Source organism: Streptomyces sp. NPDC049915 (assembly GCF_040656475.1).
Classification (GTDB): domain Bacteria; phylum Actinomycetota; class Actinomycetes; order Streptomycetales; family Streptomycetaceae; genus Streptomyces.
This window is the reverse complement of the sequence record NZ_JBFAMH010000001.1, coordinates 340514-357621: the sequence shown is the minus strand read 5'-3', so window position 1 is coordinate 357621 and position 17108 is coordinate 340514. Positions and strand designations below refer to the sequence as shown.

General features: G+C 72.0%; 19 protein-coding genes. 4 read left to right on the top strand and 15 right to left on the bottom strand.

Translation table 11 applies throughout. The annotated features are described in order from the left end of the window. Positions 1-178: 178 nt before the first annotated feature. The 15 genes from AB0J12_RS01495 to AB0J12_RS01425 all read right to left on the bottom strand — a co-directional run bounded on the left by AB0J12_RS01495 (position 179) and on the right by AB0J12_RS01425 (position 15273). Entirely contained in the window at positions 179-1072 is an 894-nt protein-coding gene (locus AB0J12_RS01495) for a 2-hydroxy-3-oxopropionate reductase (protein ID WP_363262072.1), read from the bottom strand. 72 nt (positions 1073-1144) lie between these two features. Beyond that, positions 1145-1984: a TIM barrel protein gene (locus AB0J12_RS01490; protein ID WP_363262071.1), complete on the bottom strand. Its 840-nt coding sequence runs from the start codon at positions 1982-1984 to the stop codon at positions 1145-1147. Positions 1985-2146: 162 nt separating this feature from the next. Continuing rightward, on the bottom strand, positions 2147-2938 hold the full coding sequence (locus AB0J12_RS01485) for a hypothetical protein (RefSeq protein WP_363262070.1): 792 nt from the start codon (positions 2936-2938) through the stop codon (positions 2147-2149). Positions 2939-2969: 31 nt separating this feature from the next. Continuing rightward, positions 2970-3470 carry a hypothetical protein gene (locus AB0J12_RS01480; RefSeq protein WP_363262069.1) on the bottom strand — a complete coding sequence of 167 codons (501 nt, stop codon included), beginning with the start codon at positions 3468-3470 and terminating at the stop codon, positions 2970-2972. After that, positions 3443-4714, bottom strand: coding sequence for an MlaD family protein (locus tag AB0J12_RS01475; protein ID WP_363262068.1), 1272 nt, complete (start codon positions 4712-4714; stop codon positions 3443-3445). Before AB0J12_RS01475 ends, AB0J12_RS01480 begins: the two co-directional genes overlap by 28 nt. Further along, on the bottom strand, positions 4711-5994 hold the full coding sequence (locus AB0J12_RS01470) for an MCE family protein (RefSeq protein ID WP_363262067.1): 1284 nt from the start codon (positions 5992-5994) through the stop codon (positions 4711-4713). The genes AB0J12_RS01475 and AB0J12_RS01470 overlap by 4 nt, the downstream gene beginning before the upstream one ends. Beyond that, entirely contained in the window at positions 5991-7103 is a 1113-nt protein-coding gene (locus tag AB0J12_RS01465) for an MCE family protein (protein ID WP_363262066.1), read from the bottom strand. The genes AB0J12_RS01470 and AB0J12_RS01465 overlap by 4 nt, the downstream gene beginning before the upstream one ends. Continuing rightward, a complete protein-coding gene (locus AB0J12_RS01460; protein WP_363262277.1) occupies positions 7100-8080 on the bottom strand; it encodes an MCE family protein in 981 nt (326 codons plus the stop codon). The genes AB0J12_RS01465 and AB0J12_RS01460 overlap by 4 nt, the downstream gene beginning before the upstream one ends. A gap of 167 nt (positions 8081-8247) precedes the next feature. Further along, positions 8248-9270, bottom strand: coding sequence for an MlaD family protein (locus tag AB0J12_RS01455; protein WP_363262065.1), 1023 nt, complete (start codon positions 9268-9270; stop codon positions 8248-8250). After that, the gene (locus tag AB0J12_RS01450; protein WP_363262064.1) at positions 9267-10502 is read right to left on the bottom strand and encodes an MCE family protein; all 1236 of its coding nucleotides are present in this window, start codon (positions 10500-10502) and stop codon (positions 9267-9269) included. Before AB0J12_RS01450 ends, AB0J12_RS01455 begins: the two co-directional genes overlap by 4 nt. A gap of 5 nt (positions 10503-10507) precedes the next feature. Then, a complete protein-coding gene (locus AB0J12_RS01445) occupies positions 10508-11323 on the bottom strand; it encodes an ABC transporter permease (RefSeq protein ID WP_363262063.1) in 816 nt (271 codons plus the stop codon). Positions 11324-11326: 3 nt separating this feature from the next. Next, positions 11327-12097, bottom strand: coding sequence for an ABC transporter permease (locus tag AB0J12_RS01440; protein WP_363262062.1), 771 nt, complete (start codon positions 12095-12097; stop codon positions 11327-11329). Further along, entirely contained in the window at positions 12094-13023 is a 930-nt protein-coding gene (locus tag AB0J12_RS01435; protein ID WP_363262061.1) for an ABC transporter ATP-binding protein, read from the bottom strand. The genes AB0J12_RS01440 and AB0J12_RS01435 overlap by 4 nt, the downstream gene beginning before the upstream one ends. A gap of 99 nt (positions 13024-13122) precedes the next feature. Then, on the bottom strand, positions 13123-14199 hold the full coding sequence (locus AB0J12_RS01430) for a sigma-70 family RNA polymerase sigma factor (protein WP_363262060.1): 1077 nt from the start codon (positions 14197-14199) through the stop codon (positions 13123-13125). 54 nt (positions 14200-14253) lie between these two features. After that, complete coding sequence (locus AB0J12_RS01425; protein WP_363262058.1) at positions 14254-15273, bottom strand: lytic transglycosylase domain-containing protein; 1020 nt, start codon at positions 15271-15273, stop codon at positions 14254-14256. 171 nt (positions 15274-15444) lie between these two features. Between AB0J12_RS01425 and AB0J12_RS01420 the strand changes: the two genes are divergently transcribed. The 4 genes from AB0J12_RS01420 (at position 15445) to uraH (ending at position 17104) form a co-directional block, all read left to right on the top strand. Then, entirely contained in the window at positions 15445-15693 is a 249-nt protein-coding gene (locus tag AB0J12_RS01420) for a hypothetical protein (protein ID WP_363262057.1), read from the top strand. Beyond that, a complete protein-coding gene (locus tag AB0J12_RS01415) occupies positions 15690-16058 on the top strand; it encodes a helix-turn-helix domain-containing protein (RefSeq protein ID WP_363262056.1) in 369 nt (122 codons plus the stop codon). Before AB0J12_RS01420 ends, AB0J12_RS01415 begins: the two co-directional genes overlap by 4 nt. A 126-nt stretch (positions 16059-16184) precedes the next feature. Next, positions 16185-16694, top strand: coding sequence for a 2-oxo-4-hydroxy-4-carboxy-5-ureidoimidazoline decarboxylase (uraD, locus tag AB0J12_RS01410; protein ID WP_363262055.1), 510 nt, complete (start codon positions 16185-16187; stop codon positions 16692-16694). An 8-nt stretch (positions 16695-16702) separates the two neighbouring features. After that, positions 16703-17104 carry a hydroxyisourate hydrolase gene (gene uraH / locus AB0J12_RS01405; RefSeq protein ID WP_363262054.1) on the top strand — a complete coding sequence of 134 codons (402 nt, stop codon included), beginning with the start codon at positions 16703-16705 and terminating at the stop codon, positions 17102-17104. The last annotated feature ends 4 nt before the right edge of the window (positions 17105-17108 follow it).

Genomic DNA, 17108 nt, shown 5'->3' with positions numbered 1-17108 from the left:
AAGCCTGGTGACGGTGCAGTGAGCGTAAGGACGCCTGACCAGGGGCGTCAACAGTTTGTTGAAGTAAATTTCAACGTTTTGTTGAACTGATGGGCGTGCGTGGTTCCGGGCCGTGGCGGCGCGTGGGCGCGACGGGACAGGTGTCGTACGCCGCCACGGCCCGGAAGATCCGGGAGGGTCAGACCTGGGCGCCGGAGAGGCGCTCCACGGCTCGCAGCAGGGCCGAGTGGTCCAGGCCGCCGTCACCCTGGGCGCGCAGCGAGGCGACCAGCTGGGCGACCACGGCGCCGACCGGCAGGGCCGCGCCGACGTTGCGGGCGGCGTCGGTCACGATGCCCATGTCCTTGTGGTGCAGGTCGATCCGGAAGCCGGGCTTGAAGTCGCGGTTGAGGAAGTTGTCCTTCTTGCGCGTCAGCACGGTCGAGCCGGCCAGACCGCCGTTGAGGACGTCGAGCGCGGCCTGCAGGTTCACGCCGGACTTCTCGAGGAAGACCACGGCCTCGGCGCACGCCTGGATGTTCACGGCGACGATCAGCTGGTTGGCGGCCTTCACGGTCTGACCCGAGCCGTGCGGGCCGCACAGCACGATGGTCTTGCCGAGGGCGTCGAAGATCGGCTGGGCCTCGTCGAAGTCGGCCTGCTCTCCACCGACCATGATCGACAGTACGGCCTCGATGGCGCCGGCCTCGCCACCGGAGACCGGGGCGTCCAGGACGCGGACGCCCTTGTCCTTGGCGGCCTTGGCCAGGTCGACGGAGGTCTGCGGGGTGATCGAGGACATGTCGATCAGCAGGGCGCCGGACCTGGCGTTCTCCAGGATGCCGTCCGGGCCGTAGGCGATGGCCTCGACCTGCGGGGACGCGGGCACCATCGTGATGACCACGTCGGCGTCGCGCACGGCCTCGGCGATGGAGGAGGCCGCGGTGCCGCCGGCGGCGGCCAGGCGGTCGAGCTTCTCCTTCTCGAGGGTGAAGCCGGTGACCTGGTAACCCGCCTTGATCAGGTTCTCGGACATGGGGGAGCCCATGATGCCGAGGCCGATCCAGGCGATCTTGGGAAGGTTGTTGCTCATGACGGGGGGTGCCTCTCTGCTACTGCTGTGCTACGTCGGTGAGTCGGCGCCCGGCTGACAGGCGCCCCGGTGTCAGCGGGCGGCGCGCGCCTCGCGCGGCAGCCACTCGAAGGCCTCGGCGCTGGGCTTGTCGCCCGGCTTGTACTCCAGGCCGACCCAGCCGTCGTAACCGGCCTTCGTCAGCTGGTCGAGGAGGTCCTCCAGCGGCAGCGAGCCGGTGCCGGGGGCGCCGCGGCCCGGGTTGTCGGCGATCTGCACATGGCCGGTCCTGGCCGCGTACTGTTCGATGACCGACGGCAGGTCCTCGCCGTTCATGGACAGGTGGTACAGGTCCATGAGGAACTTCGCGTTGCCGAGGCCGGTCGCCTCGTTCACCTTGTCGACGATCTCGATCGCCTTGGGCGCGCTGACGATCGGGCACTTCGGCGACTCGGGCCGGTTGAGGGCCTCGATGAGGATCGTTCCGCCGACCCGGCCGACGGCCTGGGCCGCGAGAACGAGGTTCTCCAGGGCGAGCGCGTCCTGCTCGGTCGGGTCCACGCCGTCGACGCGGTTGCCGTACAGGGCGTTGAACGTGGTGCAGCCCAGGGACTGGGCGAAGGCGATGGCCACGTCGATGTTGGCGCGGAACCTCTCCGACTCCGTGCCCGGGATCGACAGGGCGCCGCGGTCGGGGCCGGGCAGCTGGCCGGCGTAGAAGTTCAGGCCCGTGAGCTGGACGCCCGCGTCCTCGATCGCCTTCTTCAGGGCGTCGAGCTCGGACTGCTCGGGGGTCGGGGTCTCGATCCAGGGCCACCACAGCTCGACCGCGGTGAAGCCGGCCGCGGCGGCGGCCGCGGGACGCTCCAGGAGCGGGAGTTCCGTGAAGAGGATCGACAGGTTGACGTTGAAGCGCTGGTCTGCGAATCCCATCGGGGGCCGCGCTCCCTTCCGTTAGTCGAGTTTCCGTATTACGGAAGTTCGTTTCTGCGTAATGGAAGATTGCCTGTGGCGGGGGGTGACTGTCAAGAGCGGCCGCAAAAAAGCGCCCCCGCGCTTCGGACGCGGGGGCGCAACAGGGGCCGGGGAGCGGTTTCACAGGGCGTCGACGCCGCTCACCTTCCAACCGCCGGAGGTACGGGTCATCGTCATCCGCACCCGGTTCAGGTCCAGCCGGGAGCCCGAGACCTGGGTGCTCTGCGTCACCTGGTTGACGAAGAGCAGGACCACGACCCGGTCCGGCGAGGCCGAGACCACGGAGGCAGCCGGGGCGCCGCCGTCCGCGGGGTGCGCGACGGTGGCCTTCACCACCCCGTGGTACTTCCTGGCCGTCGGCCCGACCACGCTCGCCGTCGTCTTGCCGTACTCCTCGCGGAACGACCCGGTCAGCCGGGCGCGCGCGGCGGCGAAGTCCCGGTCCAGATGCCGGTAGTCGTACGACAGCACCACGGGCGCCGCCCGCTGCGCGGCCGTGAGGGCCTCCGTGCGCGCCTGCTCGGCCCGCGTTCCCTCCCGGTAGCGCCACCCCTGTACGGCGACCGCGGCCAGGCCCGCCACCAGCAGGAGGCACACCAGGACGGTGAGCAGCCTCCTGCGCCGCGCCGGCCGCCCGGCAGCGCCGTCCCTCCCGGCGTCGTCCTCCACCGCGGCCACGCCGTCCTCGACGGTCTCCGGCTCGGGCGGGTCCTGCCAGCCGTCCTTCGGGGCCTTGACGAGCAGGGTGCGCCCGACGGGCGGCCGCTCGGCCACCCGCGCGGCCGTGCCGCCGGCCTCCGCCTCGGGACGGCCGCGCTCGACGCGCTTTGCCGCCGCACGGGCCGCCGCGGTCATCGTGCGCCGGGCGGCACCGGCTCCCGGACCGCCGGGCCGGGTCGTCGTCTTCGCCATGATGGTTCTCCTCACGGATGGTGCGGGCCGGTCAGCCGACGAACTCGACATCGGAGGTCAGCCAGCGGCCGTCCCGGTGCACCAGATCGAGCTGGAGCCGGTAGGTGCGGGCCTGGCCCTCGGGCGCGGCGGTGTTGCTGACCTTGCTGTCGGCGACCACCAGGACCCGGGCCGAGCGGGCGTCGGAGCGGACGATGCCCGCGTCCAGGACCTGGCCCTCGGACACCGACCGGTTCTCGGCGACGAGCTTGGTCAGCTGCTCGGTCTGCGCCGAGAACTGCTTCTTGAACTCGCCCGTGGCGCTCTTCAGGACGGTGGCGCTGTCCCGGTCGTAGTGCCGGTAGTCGAGCGAGGTGAAGTTGAGCGCCGACTGGCGGGCCGCGGCCAGGATGTCCTGGCGCCGCTGCTCCGCGGCGCGCTGCCCGGCCAGGCCGACGCCCAGCCAGATCGCGGCCGCGGTGGTGAGCGCGATCGCCAGGACGAGTCCGGCCGCGAGGGCCCGGGTCATGCCATAGGTCCGACGAGCAGCCATTGCCACGACTCCTTTCCGAAGACGGTCTGCTGGCCGCCCGACGAGCCGATCTCGACGGGCGTTCCGTCCGGGCCGGTCGCGGTGCCGGTCTCCGGGTCGTACGGCGTGACGTACGCCGCCGGGTCCGCACCGCCGGCACGGGCGCCGGGGGCGTTCTGCGCGCCCCGCACGGACGTGCCGCTGCCGCGCGGGGCGGCGCAGTGCGCACCGGTGTTCGCCGCGCGGGTACTGGTGTCCGCGGGGTCGCGCCGCGCGGTGCCGTATCCGCGGGTGCACGCGGGCGGGTCGTCGGCGTTGACGACCAGCCCGAAGTGGGTGGTGCCGTCGCCCGGGACGACGGTGTAACTGCCCGCGACCAGGGCCGGGAAGGTGACCAGGGCCTGCTCCACGCCGGGCAGGCGGGCCACCATGACCTGGCCGCCGCTGATCAGGTTGGCCAGCAGCACCGACAGCCGCGGGGAGAGGTCCTTCAGCAGCGAGTTGACCTGCTGCGCGGCCGGTGTCGCGTTGCCGATCAGCTTGCGCAGGTCGCCGTCGCTCGTCTTCACCTGAGCGGTGAGCGTGGCCAGGTCGCGGGCGAAGGACTTGATGGACGAGCCCTGGTCGGCCTGGGTCTTCAGGACCGTCCGGGAGTTCTCGATCAGGGAGATCGTCTCGGGCAGCGACGCGGACGCCGAGTCGACGAGCGCGTTGCCGGAGTCGACCAGCCGGCCCAGGTCGGGGCCCGTGCCGGCGAACGCCTTGCCCAGCTCGTCGACGGTGACCTTCAGGTCGTCCTTGCCGACGGAGTTGACCAGCCGGTCCAGGCTGAGGACCAGGTCCGTGGCGGGCAGCGGCACCCGGGTGCTGCCGCGCGGGATGGTGCTGCCGTCGCGCAGCGCGGGGCCGTCGGCCGTACGCGGCTGCAGGTCGACGTACTGCTCACCCACCGCGGAGCGGTCGGCCACCACGGCCAGGGTGTCCGCCGGGATGCGCGGCGCCCCGTCGTCGATGTCCAGGGCGACGGACACCCCGTCGGCGCCGGTCAGCCGCAGCGCCCCGACCCGGCCCACGGGCACCCCGCGGTAGGTGACCTCGGCGCCGGGGAAGATGCCGCCGGAGTCGGCGAAGTCGGCGCGCACGGTGTACCCGCGGTCCAGCAGGTCGTCCGCCAGGCCGGTGTACTCGGCGCCGACGTACGACACGCCGACGGCGGTGAGCGTGGCGAAGGCGAGCAGCTGGACCCTGACCGTCCGTGTGATCACGGCTGAACCCCCTTCAGCATCAGCTCGGCGAGCTCCAGGTCGATGCCCTCGGGCGGCCGCCCTCGGGTGGTGTAGGCGCTGGTGCACACCGGCGGGCACAGCGGGCCCCCGCCGGCGCCGGGCGCCGAGGGCGAGGGGACGCCGGGTGCGCTCGGCAGGGCGGTGGGCGGCGGCACGTCGGGGACATCGGGCACGTCGGGGAGGTCCGGCAGGTCCGGTACGTCCGGCAGATCGGGCGTGCCGGGCGGTTTGGCTCCCCCGCCGGATCCGCCGGGCTTGTCGGTCAGGTTCCCGTACAGGTCGGCCAGGTCGAGGTCGGCGGTGATGTGGAGGTTGACGTAGTCGCCCTTGACGGCGTCGGCCGCGTTGCGCGGGAACGGGTAGGTGGTGAGCAGCTCCAGCGCGCCCGGCAGGTCGTCTCCCGCCTTGTTCAGCTGCTGGAGGATGGGCTGGAGCAGCTTCAGGTCGGCCACCGTGTCGTCGTGCGAGGCCTTGACCACCGTGGTGCCGGTCTTGCCCAGCTGGGACAGCGCGGTGAGCATCTTCGTCAGGTCGCGCCGTTGGTCGGCGAGGACCTTCAGGGCGGGCGGCAGCGTGTCGACGGCCGTGGCGATGGTCTTCTTCTCCGCCCCGAGCCTCAGGGCGAGCCGGTCGACGGCGGCGATGGCGCGGACGATGTTCCCCCGCTGCTTGTCGAGACCGCCGACGAAGGTGTTGAGCTCCCTGAGCAGGGACCTGACGCGGGTCTCCCGGCCGTCGAGGGCCTTGTTCAGCTCCACGGTGATCGTCTTGAGCTGGGCCACGCCGCCGCCGTTGAGCAGCGCGGACAGTGCCGAGAGCACCTCCTCGACCTCCGGGTTGCGGCCGCTGCGGGACAGCGGGATGCGGTCGCCGTCGCGCAGCCGGCCCACCGGCGCGGTGCCGGGCGGGGCGGAGAGCGCCACGTACTTCTCGCCGAGCAGGCTGGTCTGCCGCAGGTCGGCGACCGCGTTGCCGGGCAGCTTCACCGAGTCGGCGACCCGCAGCCGCACGCGCGCGTGCCAGCCGTCCAGCTCGACCTTCTCCACCGCCCCGACGGTGACGTTGCCGACCTTCACCGCCGACTGCGGGACGAGGTCGAGGACGTCGCGGAACTCCACCGTGACGTGGTAGGCGTGACCGTCGGCGGCGGCCCCGCCGGGGAGCTGGACGTCGTACCAGCCGTTGAGCTCGCAGCCCGACAGCAGCAGCGAGCCGGCCACCGCCCAGGCCACGGCTCCCGTCCTGCGCAGCCCGCTCATGCGCTCGCCCCCAGGATCCCGCCGAGCGTCCGGTCGGTCGTGCCCGTCGCCGCGGGCCCCTGCGGCAGGTCGGGCAGGGAGTCGAACAGGTCCCGCAGCTCCTTGCAGTCGCTCTTCTCGCCGGTCGTGCGCAGCACGGAGCACAGCAGGGAGGCCGGATCCTGCGGCTGGTTCGCGTTGTTGCGGGTGTCGAGGGTGCCCGCGGTCGGGTTGTAGGCGTTGTTCAGGTTCGACAGGCCCGTCGGGGCGACGTCCAACAGCTCCTCCAGTGCGGCGCGTTGGGCGACGAGCACCCGCGTCACCTTGCTCAGGCCCGCCACGTCCGAGGTGAGCGCCTTCTTGTTGTTCTTGACGAAGTCGGCCACGTCGCCGAGTGCGGTGCCGAGGTTCTTCAGCGCCGCCGCGAGGTCCTTGCGCTCGCCCGCGAGCTGGTCGGCGACCTTGGCGAGGCTGGTGGTGAAGGACCGCACACTCTTGTCGTCGGCCGCCAGCGCCGCCGTGAACACCTGCAGGTGGCCCACCGTGCCGAACAGGTCGGTGCGGCCGTCGGACAGCGTGGTGACCGCCTGGGACAGGTCCTCGACGCTCTGGTGGAGGTTCTGGCCCTGTCCGTCGAGGTTGTCGGCACTCACGCCGAGCAGCCGGGACAGCGAGCCGTCCTTGTTGGCGCCCTGCGGTCCGAGCGCCTCGGCGGTGGTGTGCAGGCTGTCGAAGATCCGGTCCAGTTCGACGGGGACGGCCGTGCGGGACTCGGGGATGACGTCGCCGCTGTGCAGCACCGGGCCCCGGTGGTAGACCGGCAGCAGCTGCACGTAACGGTCGCTGACCACCGAGGAGTTGATGATCGCGGCCCGGGCGCCCGCCGGTACCTTGCGGCCGGCGTCGTACTCCAGCCGCACCCGCACCCGCTTGCCCTCCGGCGTGATCGAGACGACCTTGCCGATCCGGACGCCGAGGACGCGGACGTCCGACCCCGGGTAGATGCCGACGGTACGCGGGAAGTAGGCGGTGACGCGCACGTTCTCGGGCCGCGGCCACAGCACGAAGGCAGCGGCGGCGACCACGGCCAGGGCGACGAGCAGGGCCAGCCGCTTGTTGAAGTGCCTCACCGCCTCCCTCCCGTCCGCGGCGCCACCGGGGCGGCGACCAGGTTCTGCACATAGGAGTCGAACCAGCGGCCGTTGCCGAGGGTGTTGGTGAACAGCCGCACATAGGGCGCCAGCAGTTTGACGCTCCGGTCGAGGCTTGCCTGATTTCGTTCGAGCATCTGCACCACGCCGTTCAGGCCCTTCAGCGCGGGCCCGATCTCCTTCGCGTTGTCGTCGACGAGGCCGGACAGCTCGATGCCGAGCGCGGCCGAGGTCGTCAGCAGGGTGTGGATCGCGGCGCGCCGCCTGCTGATCTCCGTGAAGAGCTTGTCGCCGTCCTTGACCAGGGCGCTGAAGTCCTTGGAGCGCGCCGCCAGCACGCCGGTGACTCCGTTGGCGTGCCGGAGCAGCTCGCCGAGCGCCTTGTCGCGCGAGGCCACCGTCCGCGAGATCCGGGACAGGCCCCGGATGGACGCCTGCACCTCGGTGGGCGAGTCCTGGAACGTGGTCGAGATGGTGTCCAGCGCCTGCGCCAGCCGGCCGGTGTCCACCTGCTCCGAGGTGGTGGTCAGATCGCTGAACGCCTGCACGACGTCGTACGCCGAGACCGTGCGCCCCAGGGGGATCTCACTGCCGGGCCTGAGCTGCCCCGGGCCCCTGGGGTGCAGCGCGAGGTACTTGGCGCCGAGGATCGTCTTCACCCGGATCGACGCGCCGGTCGTGGTGCCGAACGCGGGGTCACCCTTGACCTTGAAGGTGACCTTGACGTGGTCGCCGTCCAGGTCCACGTCCTCGACCTTGCCGACCTTGACGCCGGCGATGCGCACCTCGTCGCCGGGCTTCAGCCCGCCCGCCTCGGAGAAGGCCGCGCTGTAGGTCCGGCCGTCGCCGATCAGCGGCAGGCTGTCGGCGTTGAACGCGGCCACGGCGAGCAGCGCCAGGACGCTCAGCCCGACGGCGCCGATGACGACCGGGTTGCGCTCGCGGAACGGGGTCAGGCGGGGGCGGCGCAGCCGCGGGAGCCTGATCCGGGGCGGTTCGATACGGACCTTCACCAGCGGCTCGGGCCGGGGCGGGCGGGGCGTGCGGCGGGGCAGCCGTATCTTCGGCAGCCTCGGCGGTTCGACGCGCACCTTGATCAGGGGCTCGGGACGCTTGTCACGGCTCACGCTCCGCACCTCGCCCTCGCCACGTGCAGGTCCGGAGTGAACACCTGCCGCGTCTTCGGCAGCACGATCCGGCCGTCGAAGTCGCAGAGGTAGAAGTTGAACCACGAGCCGTAGGACGCCGTCCCGGTCAGCGCGTTGAGCTTGTTCGGCAGCCGTTTCAGCACGCCCTCCACGGTCTTCTCGTTCCGGTTCAGCGTCCCGGTGAGACCGGTCAGCCGGGCGATGTCGTCCTTCAGCGGCGGGCGCGCGTCCTTCATCAGCCCCGCCGTGGCCCCGGTCAGGCCGCCGATGTTCACCAGCGACTGCCCGATGGGCCCCCGGTCCGCGGACAGGCCGGAGATCACCCGGCGCAGCTGGGTCAGCAGTTCGGAGAAGCGGGCGCCGCGCTGGTCCAGCGTGGTCAGGACGGTGTTGAGGTTGTCGATCACCGAGCCGATGAGCTGGTCCCGGTCGGCGAGCGTCGTGGTGAGCGAGGCGGTGTGCACCAGCAGGCTGTTGACGGTGCCGCCCTCGCCCTGCAGCGTCCGGATGATCTCGGTGGCGAGCTGGTTGACATCGCTCGGGCTGAGCGCGGCGAACAGCGGTTTGAAGCCGTTCAGCAGCGCGTTGAGGTCCAGCGCCGGCTGGGTGTGCCGCAGCGGGATCGTCGTGCCGGGCGCCAGCCGGCTGCCGTCGCCCGCGCCCTCGGTCAGCGCGACGTACCGCTGCCCGACCAGGTTGCGGTAGCGGATCACGGCGTGCGTGCCGGTGAACAGCGGCCGGTCGGCCCGGACGGTGAAGGCGACCTCCGCCAGCGTCCGGTCCTTGATCCGGATGTCCTCGACCTGGCCGACCCGCACCCCGGCCACCCGGATGTCGTCGCCCTTCTCGAGCCCGGTGACGTCGCTGAACACCGCCCGGTAGGTGTGCTCGGAGGTGAAGGAGATGTTCACGATGGTGGCCGCGAGCAGAGCCGTCGCCAGGACGGTGACCAGCGCGAACAGGCTGAACTTGATCAGCGGAGCGGCGGTCTTCCTCATATGACGCTCACCGCCGTCCCGCGCGCCATCGGACCGAACAGCAGCGTCGCCACCGGCGGCACCTCGTCGGCGGGCACCCCCATGACCGGCGCCACCAGTGCCCCGACCGCCTGCTGCTCGGCCCGGGTTGCGGTGGCCCCGGCGGGCGAGGGAGAACCGCCCTTGCGCGAGCCGTCGTCCAGGGAGAACCCGGGTGCCGGGACCGGGGGACGGGGCAGGTCACGGCAGTTGGGCCCCGACCGCTCCGCGTACCGGGGGTACTCACCGGGTTCGTACGCCCCCTGCTGCCGTACCGCTTCGAGCGTGATGTGCATCTTCCCGCCGCGGAACGCCTCCTCCGAGGCCTTCTCCTCGCGGACCAGGCCGGCCAGCAGGCACGGGTACTCGGGCGCGTACCGGGCGAAGAGGCCCAGCGTGGGGCGGGAGACCCGGCCCAGGGTGATCAGCCGGTCGCCGTTCGCGGCGAGGAAGTCCTCCCCGGTTCCCGCGACGGTCGCGGTGGTCTTCAGCGCCGCCGCCAGCCGGTCCTTCTCCTCGACGATCGTGCGGCTGGTGGTGACCGTGTTGCGCAGGACGTTCATCAGGTCGGGGGCCGCGTCGCCGTAGATCTCGGCGACCTGGGCGAAGCGGGCGATGTCCTCGGTCAGGGACGGCAGGTGCGGGTTCAGGCGGCGCAGGTAGGCCTCCACGCGGGTCAGGTTGTCGCCGATCCGGTCGCCGCGCCCGTCCAGGGCGGTGGCGAACGCGGACAGGGTGGCGTTGAGCTTGCCGGGCTGCACGGTCCGCAGCAGCGGCAGCAGGTCGTTCATCAGCTGCTGCAGTTCGATGCCGACCCGGGTGCGGTCCTGGGTGATGACGTCCCCGGCGCGGATCGGCCGCGCGGAAGGGGTGGCGGGCGCGACCAGGTCGACGTACTTCTCGCCGAACAGCGTCTTGGGCAGCAGGCGCGCATGCACGTCGGACGGGATGTGCGCGACGTACTCGGGCTTGAGCGCGAGGTCCAGCGACGCCTTCGTCCCGTCGGCGTGCACCGCGCGCACCTCGCCGACCAGCAGCCCCCGCAGCTTGACGTCGGCGCGCGGGTCGAGCTGGTTGCCGAGGCTGTCGGCCTCCAGCGTGATCCGCACCACCGGCGTGAACGCCTGCCGGTAGACGGCGACGGACAGCGACAGCAGCAGCGCCAGCACAGCGAGGAACACCACGCCGTACAGCCGCAGTCTCCACACCCTCATACGGTTCACCCCGCGATTCGCACGGTCGTGTTGGCGCCCCAGATCGCCAACGACAGGAAGAAGTCCAGGACGTTGATCGCCACGATCGACGTGCGCACCGCCCGCCCCACCGCCACGCCCACGCCCGCCGGGCCGCCGCTCGCGTGATAGCCGTAGAAGCAGTGCACCAGGATGATCAGGACGGCGAAGACGAGCACCTTCCCGAAGGACCACAGCACGTCGGCCGGCGGCAGGTACTGGTGGAAGTAGTGGTCGTAGGTGCCCGCGGACTGGCCGTAGTAGCCGGTGGTGATGGTGCGGGCGGCCAGGTACGAGGACAGCAGGCCGATCACGTACAGCGGGATCACCGCGACGAACCCGGCGATCATCCGCGTGGTCACCAGGAAGGGCAGCGAGGGCACGCCCATCACCTCCAGCGCGTCGGTCTCCTCGCTGATCCGCATCGCGCCGAGCTGCGCGGTGAAGCCCGCGCCGACGGTCGCCGACAGCGCGAGGCCCGCCACCAGGGGCGCGATCTCCCGCGTGTTGAAGTACGCCGACAGGAACGCCACGAAGTTCGAGGTGCCGAGCTGGTTGAGGGCGGCGTAGCCCTGCAGGCCCACCTCGGTGCCGGTGAAGAACGACAGGAAGGCGATCACGCCGACCGTGCCGCCCACCACGGCTAGCGCGCCGCGGCCGAAGCTCACCTCGGCGAGCAGGCGCAGGATCTCCTTCTTGTAGCGGCGCAGGGTGCGCCCGGTCCAGGCCAGCGAGCGCCCGTAGAAGGACAGTTGGGTGCCCAGCTCTTCGAGGGAGCGCAAGGGGCGTTGGAGAAGGCTCATCGGCTAACCCCTCTGCGGGACGACCTGGAAGTACACCGCGGTCATCACGAAGTTCGTCACGAACAGCAACATGAAGGTGATCACTACCGACTGGTTCACCGCGTCTCCCACGCCCTTCGGGCCGCCCTTCGCGGTGAGTCCCTTGTACGAGGCGACGATCGCGGCGATCGCGCCGAACACCAGCGCCTTGATCTCCGCCGCCCACAGGTCGGACAACTGGGCGAGCGTGGTGAAGGAGGCGAGATAGGCGCCCGGAGTGCCGTGCTGCAGAACGACGTTGAAGAAGTAGCCGCCCGCCACGCCGACCACCGACACCAGACCGTTGAGCAGCACCGCCACCAGCATCGACGCCAGCACGCGGGGCACGACCAGCCGGTGGATCGGGTCGATGCCCAGCACCTGCATCGCGTCGATCTCCTCGCGGATCTTCCGCGCCCCGAGGTCCGCGCAGATCGCCGTGCCGCCGGCGCCCGCGATCAGCAGTGCGGTGACGATCGGCGAGGCCTCCCGGAGCACCGCCAGCACGGAGGCGGCCCCGGAGAAGGACTGCGCGCCCAGCTGCCGGGTCAGGCTGCCGATCTGCAGCGCGATGACCGCGCCGAAGGGGATGGACACCAGCGCCGTCGGCAGGATCGTCACGCTCGCGACGAACCACGCCTGCTGGATGAACTCCCGCGCCTGGAAAGGCCGCCGGGGCAGCGTGCGGATGACGTCCAGGGCCATCGCGAAGAGGTTCCCGGAGTGCCTCAGCGCCCCGGTCGGGGACAGCCTCATGCGTCGGCCACCGCCTTCCCGCGCAGCTCGGCCTCGCGCCGGGCGATCGCCTGCCAGCGGGGCGGGCGCGTGATGCCCGGACCCGGCAGCAGCCGCGGCGTCAGCTCCCGGTCGACGGGACCGTCCACGAGACCGGCCAGCTCCTGCTCGACCTGCCCCGCGTCCTTCTCCTCCGCCATGCCGATCGGGCCCTGCATCCGGCCGTTCAAAAACTGCCGCACGACCGGCTCGTCGCTGGTCAGCAGCTGCTCGCGGGGACCGAACATCACCAGCTCACGGCGGAACAGCAGGCCGATGTTGTCCGGCACCTGGCGGGCCGAGGCGATGTCGTGGGTGACGATCAGGAAGGTGGCGTCGATCTGCGCGTTGAGGTCGACGATGAGCTGGTTGAGGTAGGCCACGCGCACCGGGTCGAGGCCCGAGTCGGGCTCGTCGAACAGGATGATCTCCGGGTCGAGCACCAGGGCCCGGGCGAGCCCCGCCCGTTTGCGCATGCCGCCGGAGATCTCACCGGGCAGCTTGCCCTCGGAGCCGATCAGCCCGACCATGTCCATCTTCTCGAGGACGATCCGCCGGATCTCGCTCTCCGGCTTGCGGGTGTGCTCGCGCAACGGGAAGGCGATGTTGTCGTACAGGTTCATCGACCCGAACAGCGCGCCGTCCTGGAACAGCACCCCGAACAGCTTGCGCACCTCGTACAGCTCGTGCTCGCGCAGCTTCGTGATGTCCCGGCCCTGGATCGTGATCGAGCCGCGCTCGGGCTTCAGCAGGCCGACGAGCGTCTTGAGGAACACGGACTTGCCCGTGCCGGACGGGCCGAGCATGACCGAGACCTCCCCGGCGGGCAGCGTCAGCGACACGTCCTGCCAGATGACCTGGTGACCGAAGGACTTGGTCAGCCCCTCCACACAGATCTCGACACCCATCCGGTCCACCCTTCAGCCCGCCGCGCAGCTCCGACATCTGCTCTACGGGGAGGGGCGGGGGGTCCGTCGCGGGGAACCGGAAATTTTTGCGACGTGCCTTTACGGCAGTGAGGTCGGCGTGGGGACGGGGAGCTGGGCGGACGGGACCGCGGGGGTGGACGGGAGCGTGGGCGGCGTCGGGGCCGGCGGCGGGGTAAGCACCGTCGGCAGCGCGGGGACGCCGGGGACATCGGGGACGTCGGGGACGCCGGGTACCCGCGGCACCTCGGGTGCCGCCAGCGTGGGCAGGGGCGCCACGGAGCGGACCGAGGGAACGGACGGGAGGGACGGCAGGGACGGCAGGGACGGAACGGCCGGCGACAGGAGCGATGCTCCGGTGCGGGAGCCGGCCGCCCGGGGGCCGCCGTCCGTCGCCGAAGGACGCGGCGCGCCCGTCTGCGGGGCGGCGGCCGTGCCGGTGCTGCTGTCGGAACGCAGCACCTGAGCGCCGAGGGACACGGTGGGGCGCGGCGGCGCCGGAGACCTGCCGGCGTCGACCGCGTGCGGCAGGACGAACCACCCGGCGACCGCCAGCGTGGCCGCCGTCGACGCCGCCGCGACGGCCTGCGCCTTGCCTGCGCCGGGCCGCGGCCGGGCCCGTCCGGCCAGGAACAGGGCCAGGCCGAGCGTCCCGGCCAGCGAGTTGCGCAGCGTCCGGCGGGCCCGCGCCAGCAGCGACTCCACGGTCCGGTAGCTCAGCCCCATCCGGGTGGCGACCTGGCCGACGTCGAGGTCCTCGGACTTCAGCCGCAGCGCCTCCGCCTGGCGGGCCGGCAGCTCACCGCTGCGCACGGCCAGCCATCTGGCCTCGGCCCGGTCGCACACCGCCTCCTCCACCGGCACCGGTCCGGGGGCGATGAGCGTCGGGCTGGTGCGCACCTGGTCCTCACGGTTGACCTGGCGGTACCGGTCGACGCACAGCCGCATGGTCACGGTCGTCAGCCAGGCGCCCAGACGCTCGTCGTCCAGGTCCGGCCGCTCCGCGGCGCGCAGCATCGCCTCGTGCACCGCGTCCTCGGCGTCCTCCTGGCTCATCGACCGGCGCCGGGCCACCTTGAGCAGCTGCTCGCGGTGGCTCCACATGCGCTCCCAGCGGTCCTGGGCCGCCCGTATGTCCGCAGGCATGTCCGTCGCCATGAGGGCCCCTTCGCACTCACCCGCCGGGCTGGTGTCGTCCGGCGGGAGGCGACATTACCGCCCGGTAGCGGCGGTTGTGGAGGGGGCGGAGGCCATCGTGTCCGCACCGTTGCCGGTCAGCGGATCACCGCTGGGCAGCAGGCCACCGGGCAGATCCGTGACGGGAGTGGGCAGGGGGAGAGGGGGTTCCTCCGTTCCATGCGGGGTGGGTGAGGGTGACGCCGGCGGCGTGGGCGACGGGGTTGCGCCGGAGCGGGCCGAGGGGACCGGCGCGGGCGGGTGCGTGCGCGTCGGCCCGGGCGTCGGCTCCGGCGTCGGTTCGCTGCGGGGCCGGGGCGGGCGCGGGGACGTCGAGGGAGCCACCCCGAAACCCTCGTCCGGCACCAGGCGGTGCCCTTGCAGGAAGTACCCGTACCAGGCCAGCACCGTGCGCAGATACGCCGTCGAGTGGTTGTAGCCGAGGATCGCCCGGTCCCGCTGGGCCGGGACGGACAGGTCGCGTCCTCCCGCGCACAGGTAGCGCCCGGCGGCGAGGGCCGCGTCATGGATGTTGCCCGGGTCCCGGCGGCCGTCGCCGTTGCCGTCGGCGCCCCAGCGGGCCCAGGTCGACGGGATGAACTGCATCGGCCCGACCGCGCGGTCGTACACCGGGTCCCCGTCGTACGCACCGCCGTCGGTGTCCGCCACGAGGGCGAAGGCGCCGCCGGTCAGCCGGGGCCCGAGGATCGGCGTCACCGTCGTACCGTCGGACGTCACCCGGCCGCCCCGCGCCTGCCCGGACTCCACCTGCCCGATCGCCGCCAGCAGCTGCCAGCGCAGCCGGCAGCCGGGAGCCTCCCGCGCAAGCCGCGCCTCGGCCCGCCGGTAGGCGGCGAACACGCTTACGGGCACCGCGCCACCCGCCACCGGAGCATCCGCTCGGGACCGCCCGCGTGTGCGCAGCGGTGGCAGCCCGGTGCGGTAGGGGGTGTCGCCGGAGACGCTCGGACCGTGTGCGGCGGGCGCCCGCGGCACGGGCGCCGCGGCCCGCACCGGCACCGCCCCCGGCGCCTGCGACGCGGTCAGTGCGCTCATCGCCGCCACCGCGAGCGCCGTACCCCGCACCCGTCTCACTCTCTGCCCAGCCACGTCGTGACCCCTCCCTGTGGTCGTGCCGTCACCTGCTCTACGCGGCGGGCCGGCCGGTCCGTCGCGGGATGTGCCGGGAACTGCCCGAACCTCCGGGACGCGGGTTAGGTTGTGCGCGTGCGATTGAGAGTGGAGTTCACGACCGAGCCCTTCGACCTCGACGAGGCGCCCGCGCATGCGGTGGTCGCCCGCCGGGTCATCGAGACGGCCGAGCTGGAGGCCGTGGACGTCGGCCCGTTCGGCAACACCGCGGAGGGCGGTGCCGACGCCGTCCTCACGGCCGTGGACGCGCTGCTGCGCAAGACTCTCGAGGCCGGCGCGACCCGCGTCTCCCTCCAGGTCAACGTGGTCGGGGAGGACGAGTGACCGGCACCGGCGACGAGCCGTTCATCGCGGCGGTGAAGCCGCTGGTCGACGCGATCGGCGGCGAGATGCTGCCGCCGGACGAGGCCGCTCCGGAGGACGTCGTGCTGTCCTGGGAGGGCAGCGACGCGGTCGCGGTACGGCTGCCGCAGCTCGCGGACTCCCTCGACCACATCCTGGCCGCCATGGAGCGCAGAAAGGGCAGACCGCTGGCCGATCTGGACCGCAAGGCCAAGCAGGAGGTCGTGCGCATACTGGAGGCCCGCGGCGCGTTCTCCGTGCGGCACGGCGTGGAGACCGTGGCCGGGGCGCTCGGCGTCAGCCGCTTCACGGTCTACAACTACCTGAACCGCGAGAAAGACGCCTGACCGGCGCGCGTACGGGAGTTTTCGGCCCCCCAATTTTTCAACAAAGTGTTGACGTGGTGTTTCGGACGGCGTTAGCTACTGCCACGCCCGTTCAGCACGACGGCCTTTACGGCCACGGAGGCTCCCGTGACGTCCACTTCCACGCCGCCGGGCCTGGCCCGCTTCAACACCCTCGAGGAGCACACGGCCCTCGCCGCACTCCGCGAGGCGTGCTCGTCCACGGCGTGGGCCAAGCGGTTGCTCGCGGCCCGCCCCTACGCCGTCCCCGAGGATCTCTACGCAGCCAGCGACGCCGCCATGGCGGAGCTGACCGCGCAGGACCTCGAGGAGGCCATGGCCGGGCACCCGCCGATCGGCCGCCCCAAGCCGGGGGATCCCACCTCGGCCCGGGAACAGCGCGGCATGGCCGGCGCATCCGAGGAACTCAGGGCGGAGATGCTCGAACTGAACCTGGCCTACCAGGAGAAGTTCGGCCATGTCTTCCTGATCTGCGCCACCGGCCGGACCGGTGAGCAGATGCGGGATGCCGTCAAGGAGCGGATCGGTAACTCGCCGGAGCAGGAGCGGGAGATCGTCCGCACCGAGCTGGGCAAGATCAACCGCATCCGACTGGCACGACTCGTCGAAGAGGACTGACAGCAGCCATGAGCACCAGCACCACCGCCTCGGTGTCCACGCACATCCTGGACACCTCCGCCGGCCGGCCCGCCGAGGCCGTCGCCGTCCACCTCTCGGCCCGCTCCGGGCACGACGCGGACTGGCAGGCACTCGGCGGTTCGGCCACCGACGCGGACGGGCGGTGCAAGGACCTCCCGGCCCTGCCGGAGGGGACCACCCACGTACGGCTCGACTTCGACACCGAGACGTACTTCGCCAAGAAACAAGCCGCGGCCCAGCAGGACGCCCCCGCGCTCCGGGACAGCGAGAACAGCCGACCGGTGTTCTTCCCCGAGGTCTCCATCGCCTTCGCGGTGGTGCCCGGTGAGCACTACCACGTTCCGCTGCTGCTCAACCCGTTCGGCTACTCCGTTTACCGAGGGAGCTGACCGA

Coding starts and splice junctions, on each gene's coding strand:
- AB0J12_RS01445 (WP_363262063.1), bottom strand. CDS start 11,323: ATGAGCCTTCTCCAACGCCCCTTGCGCTCCCTCGAAGAGCTGGGCACC.
- AB0J12_RS01455 (WP_363262065.1), bottom strand. CDS start 9,270: ATGAGGAAGACCGCCGCTCCGCTGATCAAGTTCAGCCTGTTCGCGCTG.
- AB0J12_RS01480 (WP_363262069.1), bottom strand. CDS start 3,470: ATGGCTGCTCGTCGGACCTATGGCATGACCCGGGCCCTCGCGGCCGGA.
- AB0J12_RS01490 (WP_363262071.1), bottom strand. CDS start 1,984: ATGGGATTCGCAGACCAGCGCTTCAACGTCAACCTGTCGATCCTCTTC.
- AB0J12_RS01430 (WP_363262060.1), bottom strand. CDS start 14,199: ATGGCGACGGACATGCCTGCGGACATACGGGCGGCCCAGGACCGCTGG.
- AB0J12_RS01470 (WP_363262067.1), bottom strand. CDS start 5,994: ATGAGCGGGCTGCGCAGGACGGGAGCCGTGGCCTGGGCGGTGGCCGGC.
- AB0J12_RS01485 (WP_363262070.1), bottom strand. CDS start 2,938: ATGGCGAAGACGACGACCCGGCCCGGCGGTCCGGGAGCCGGTGCCGCC.
- AB0J12_RS01450 (WP_363262064.1), bottom strand. CDS start 10,502: ATGAGGGTGTGGAGACTGCGGCTGTACGGCGTGGTGTTCCTCGCTGTG.
- AB0J12_RS01435 (WP_363262061.1), bottom strand. CDS start 13,023: ATGGGTGTCGAGATCTGTGTGGAGGGGCTGACCAAGTCCTTCGGTCAC.
- AB0J12_RS01425 (WP_363262058.1), bottom strand. CDS start 15,273: ATGAGCGCACTGACCGCGTCGCAGGCGCCGGGGGCGGTGCCGGTGCGG.
- AB0J12_RS01440 (WP_363262062.1), bottom strand. CDS start 12,097: ATGAGGCTGTCCCCGACCGGGGCGCTGAGGCACTCCGGGAACCTCTTC.
- uraH (WP_363262054.1), top strand. CDS start 16,703: ATGAGCACCAGCACCACCGCCTCGGTGTCCACGCACATCCTGGACACC.
- AB0J12_RS01495 (WP_363262072.1), bottom strand. CDS start 1,072: ATGAGCAACAACCTTCCCAAGATCGCCTGGATCGGCCTCGGCATCATG.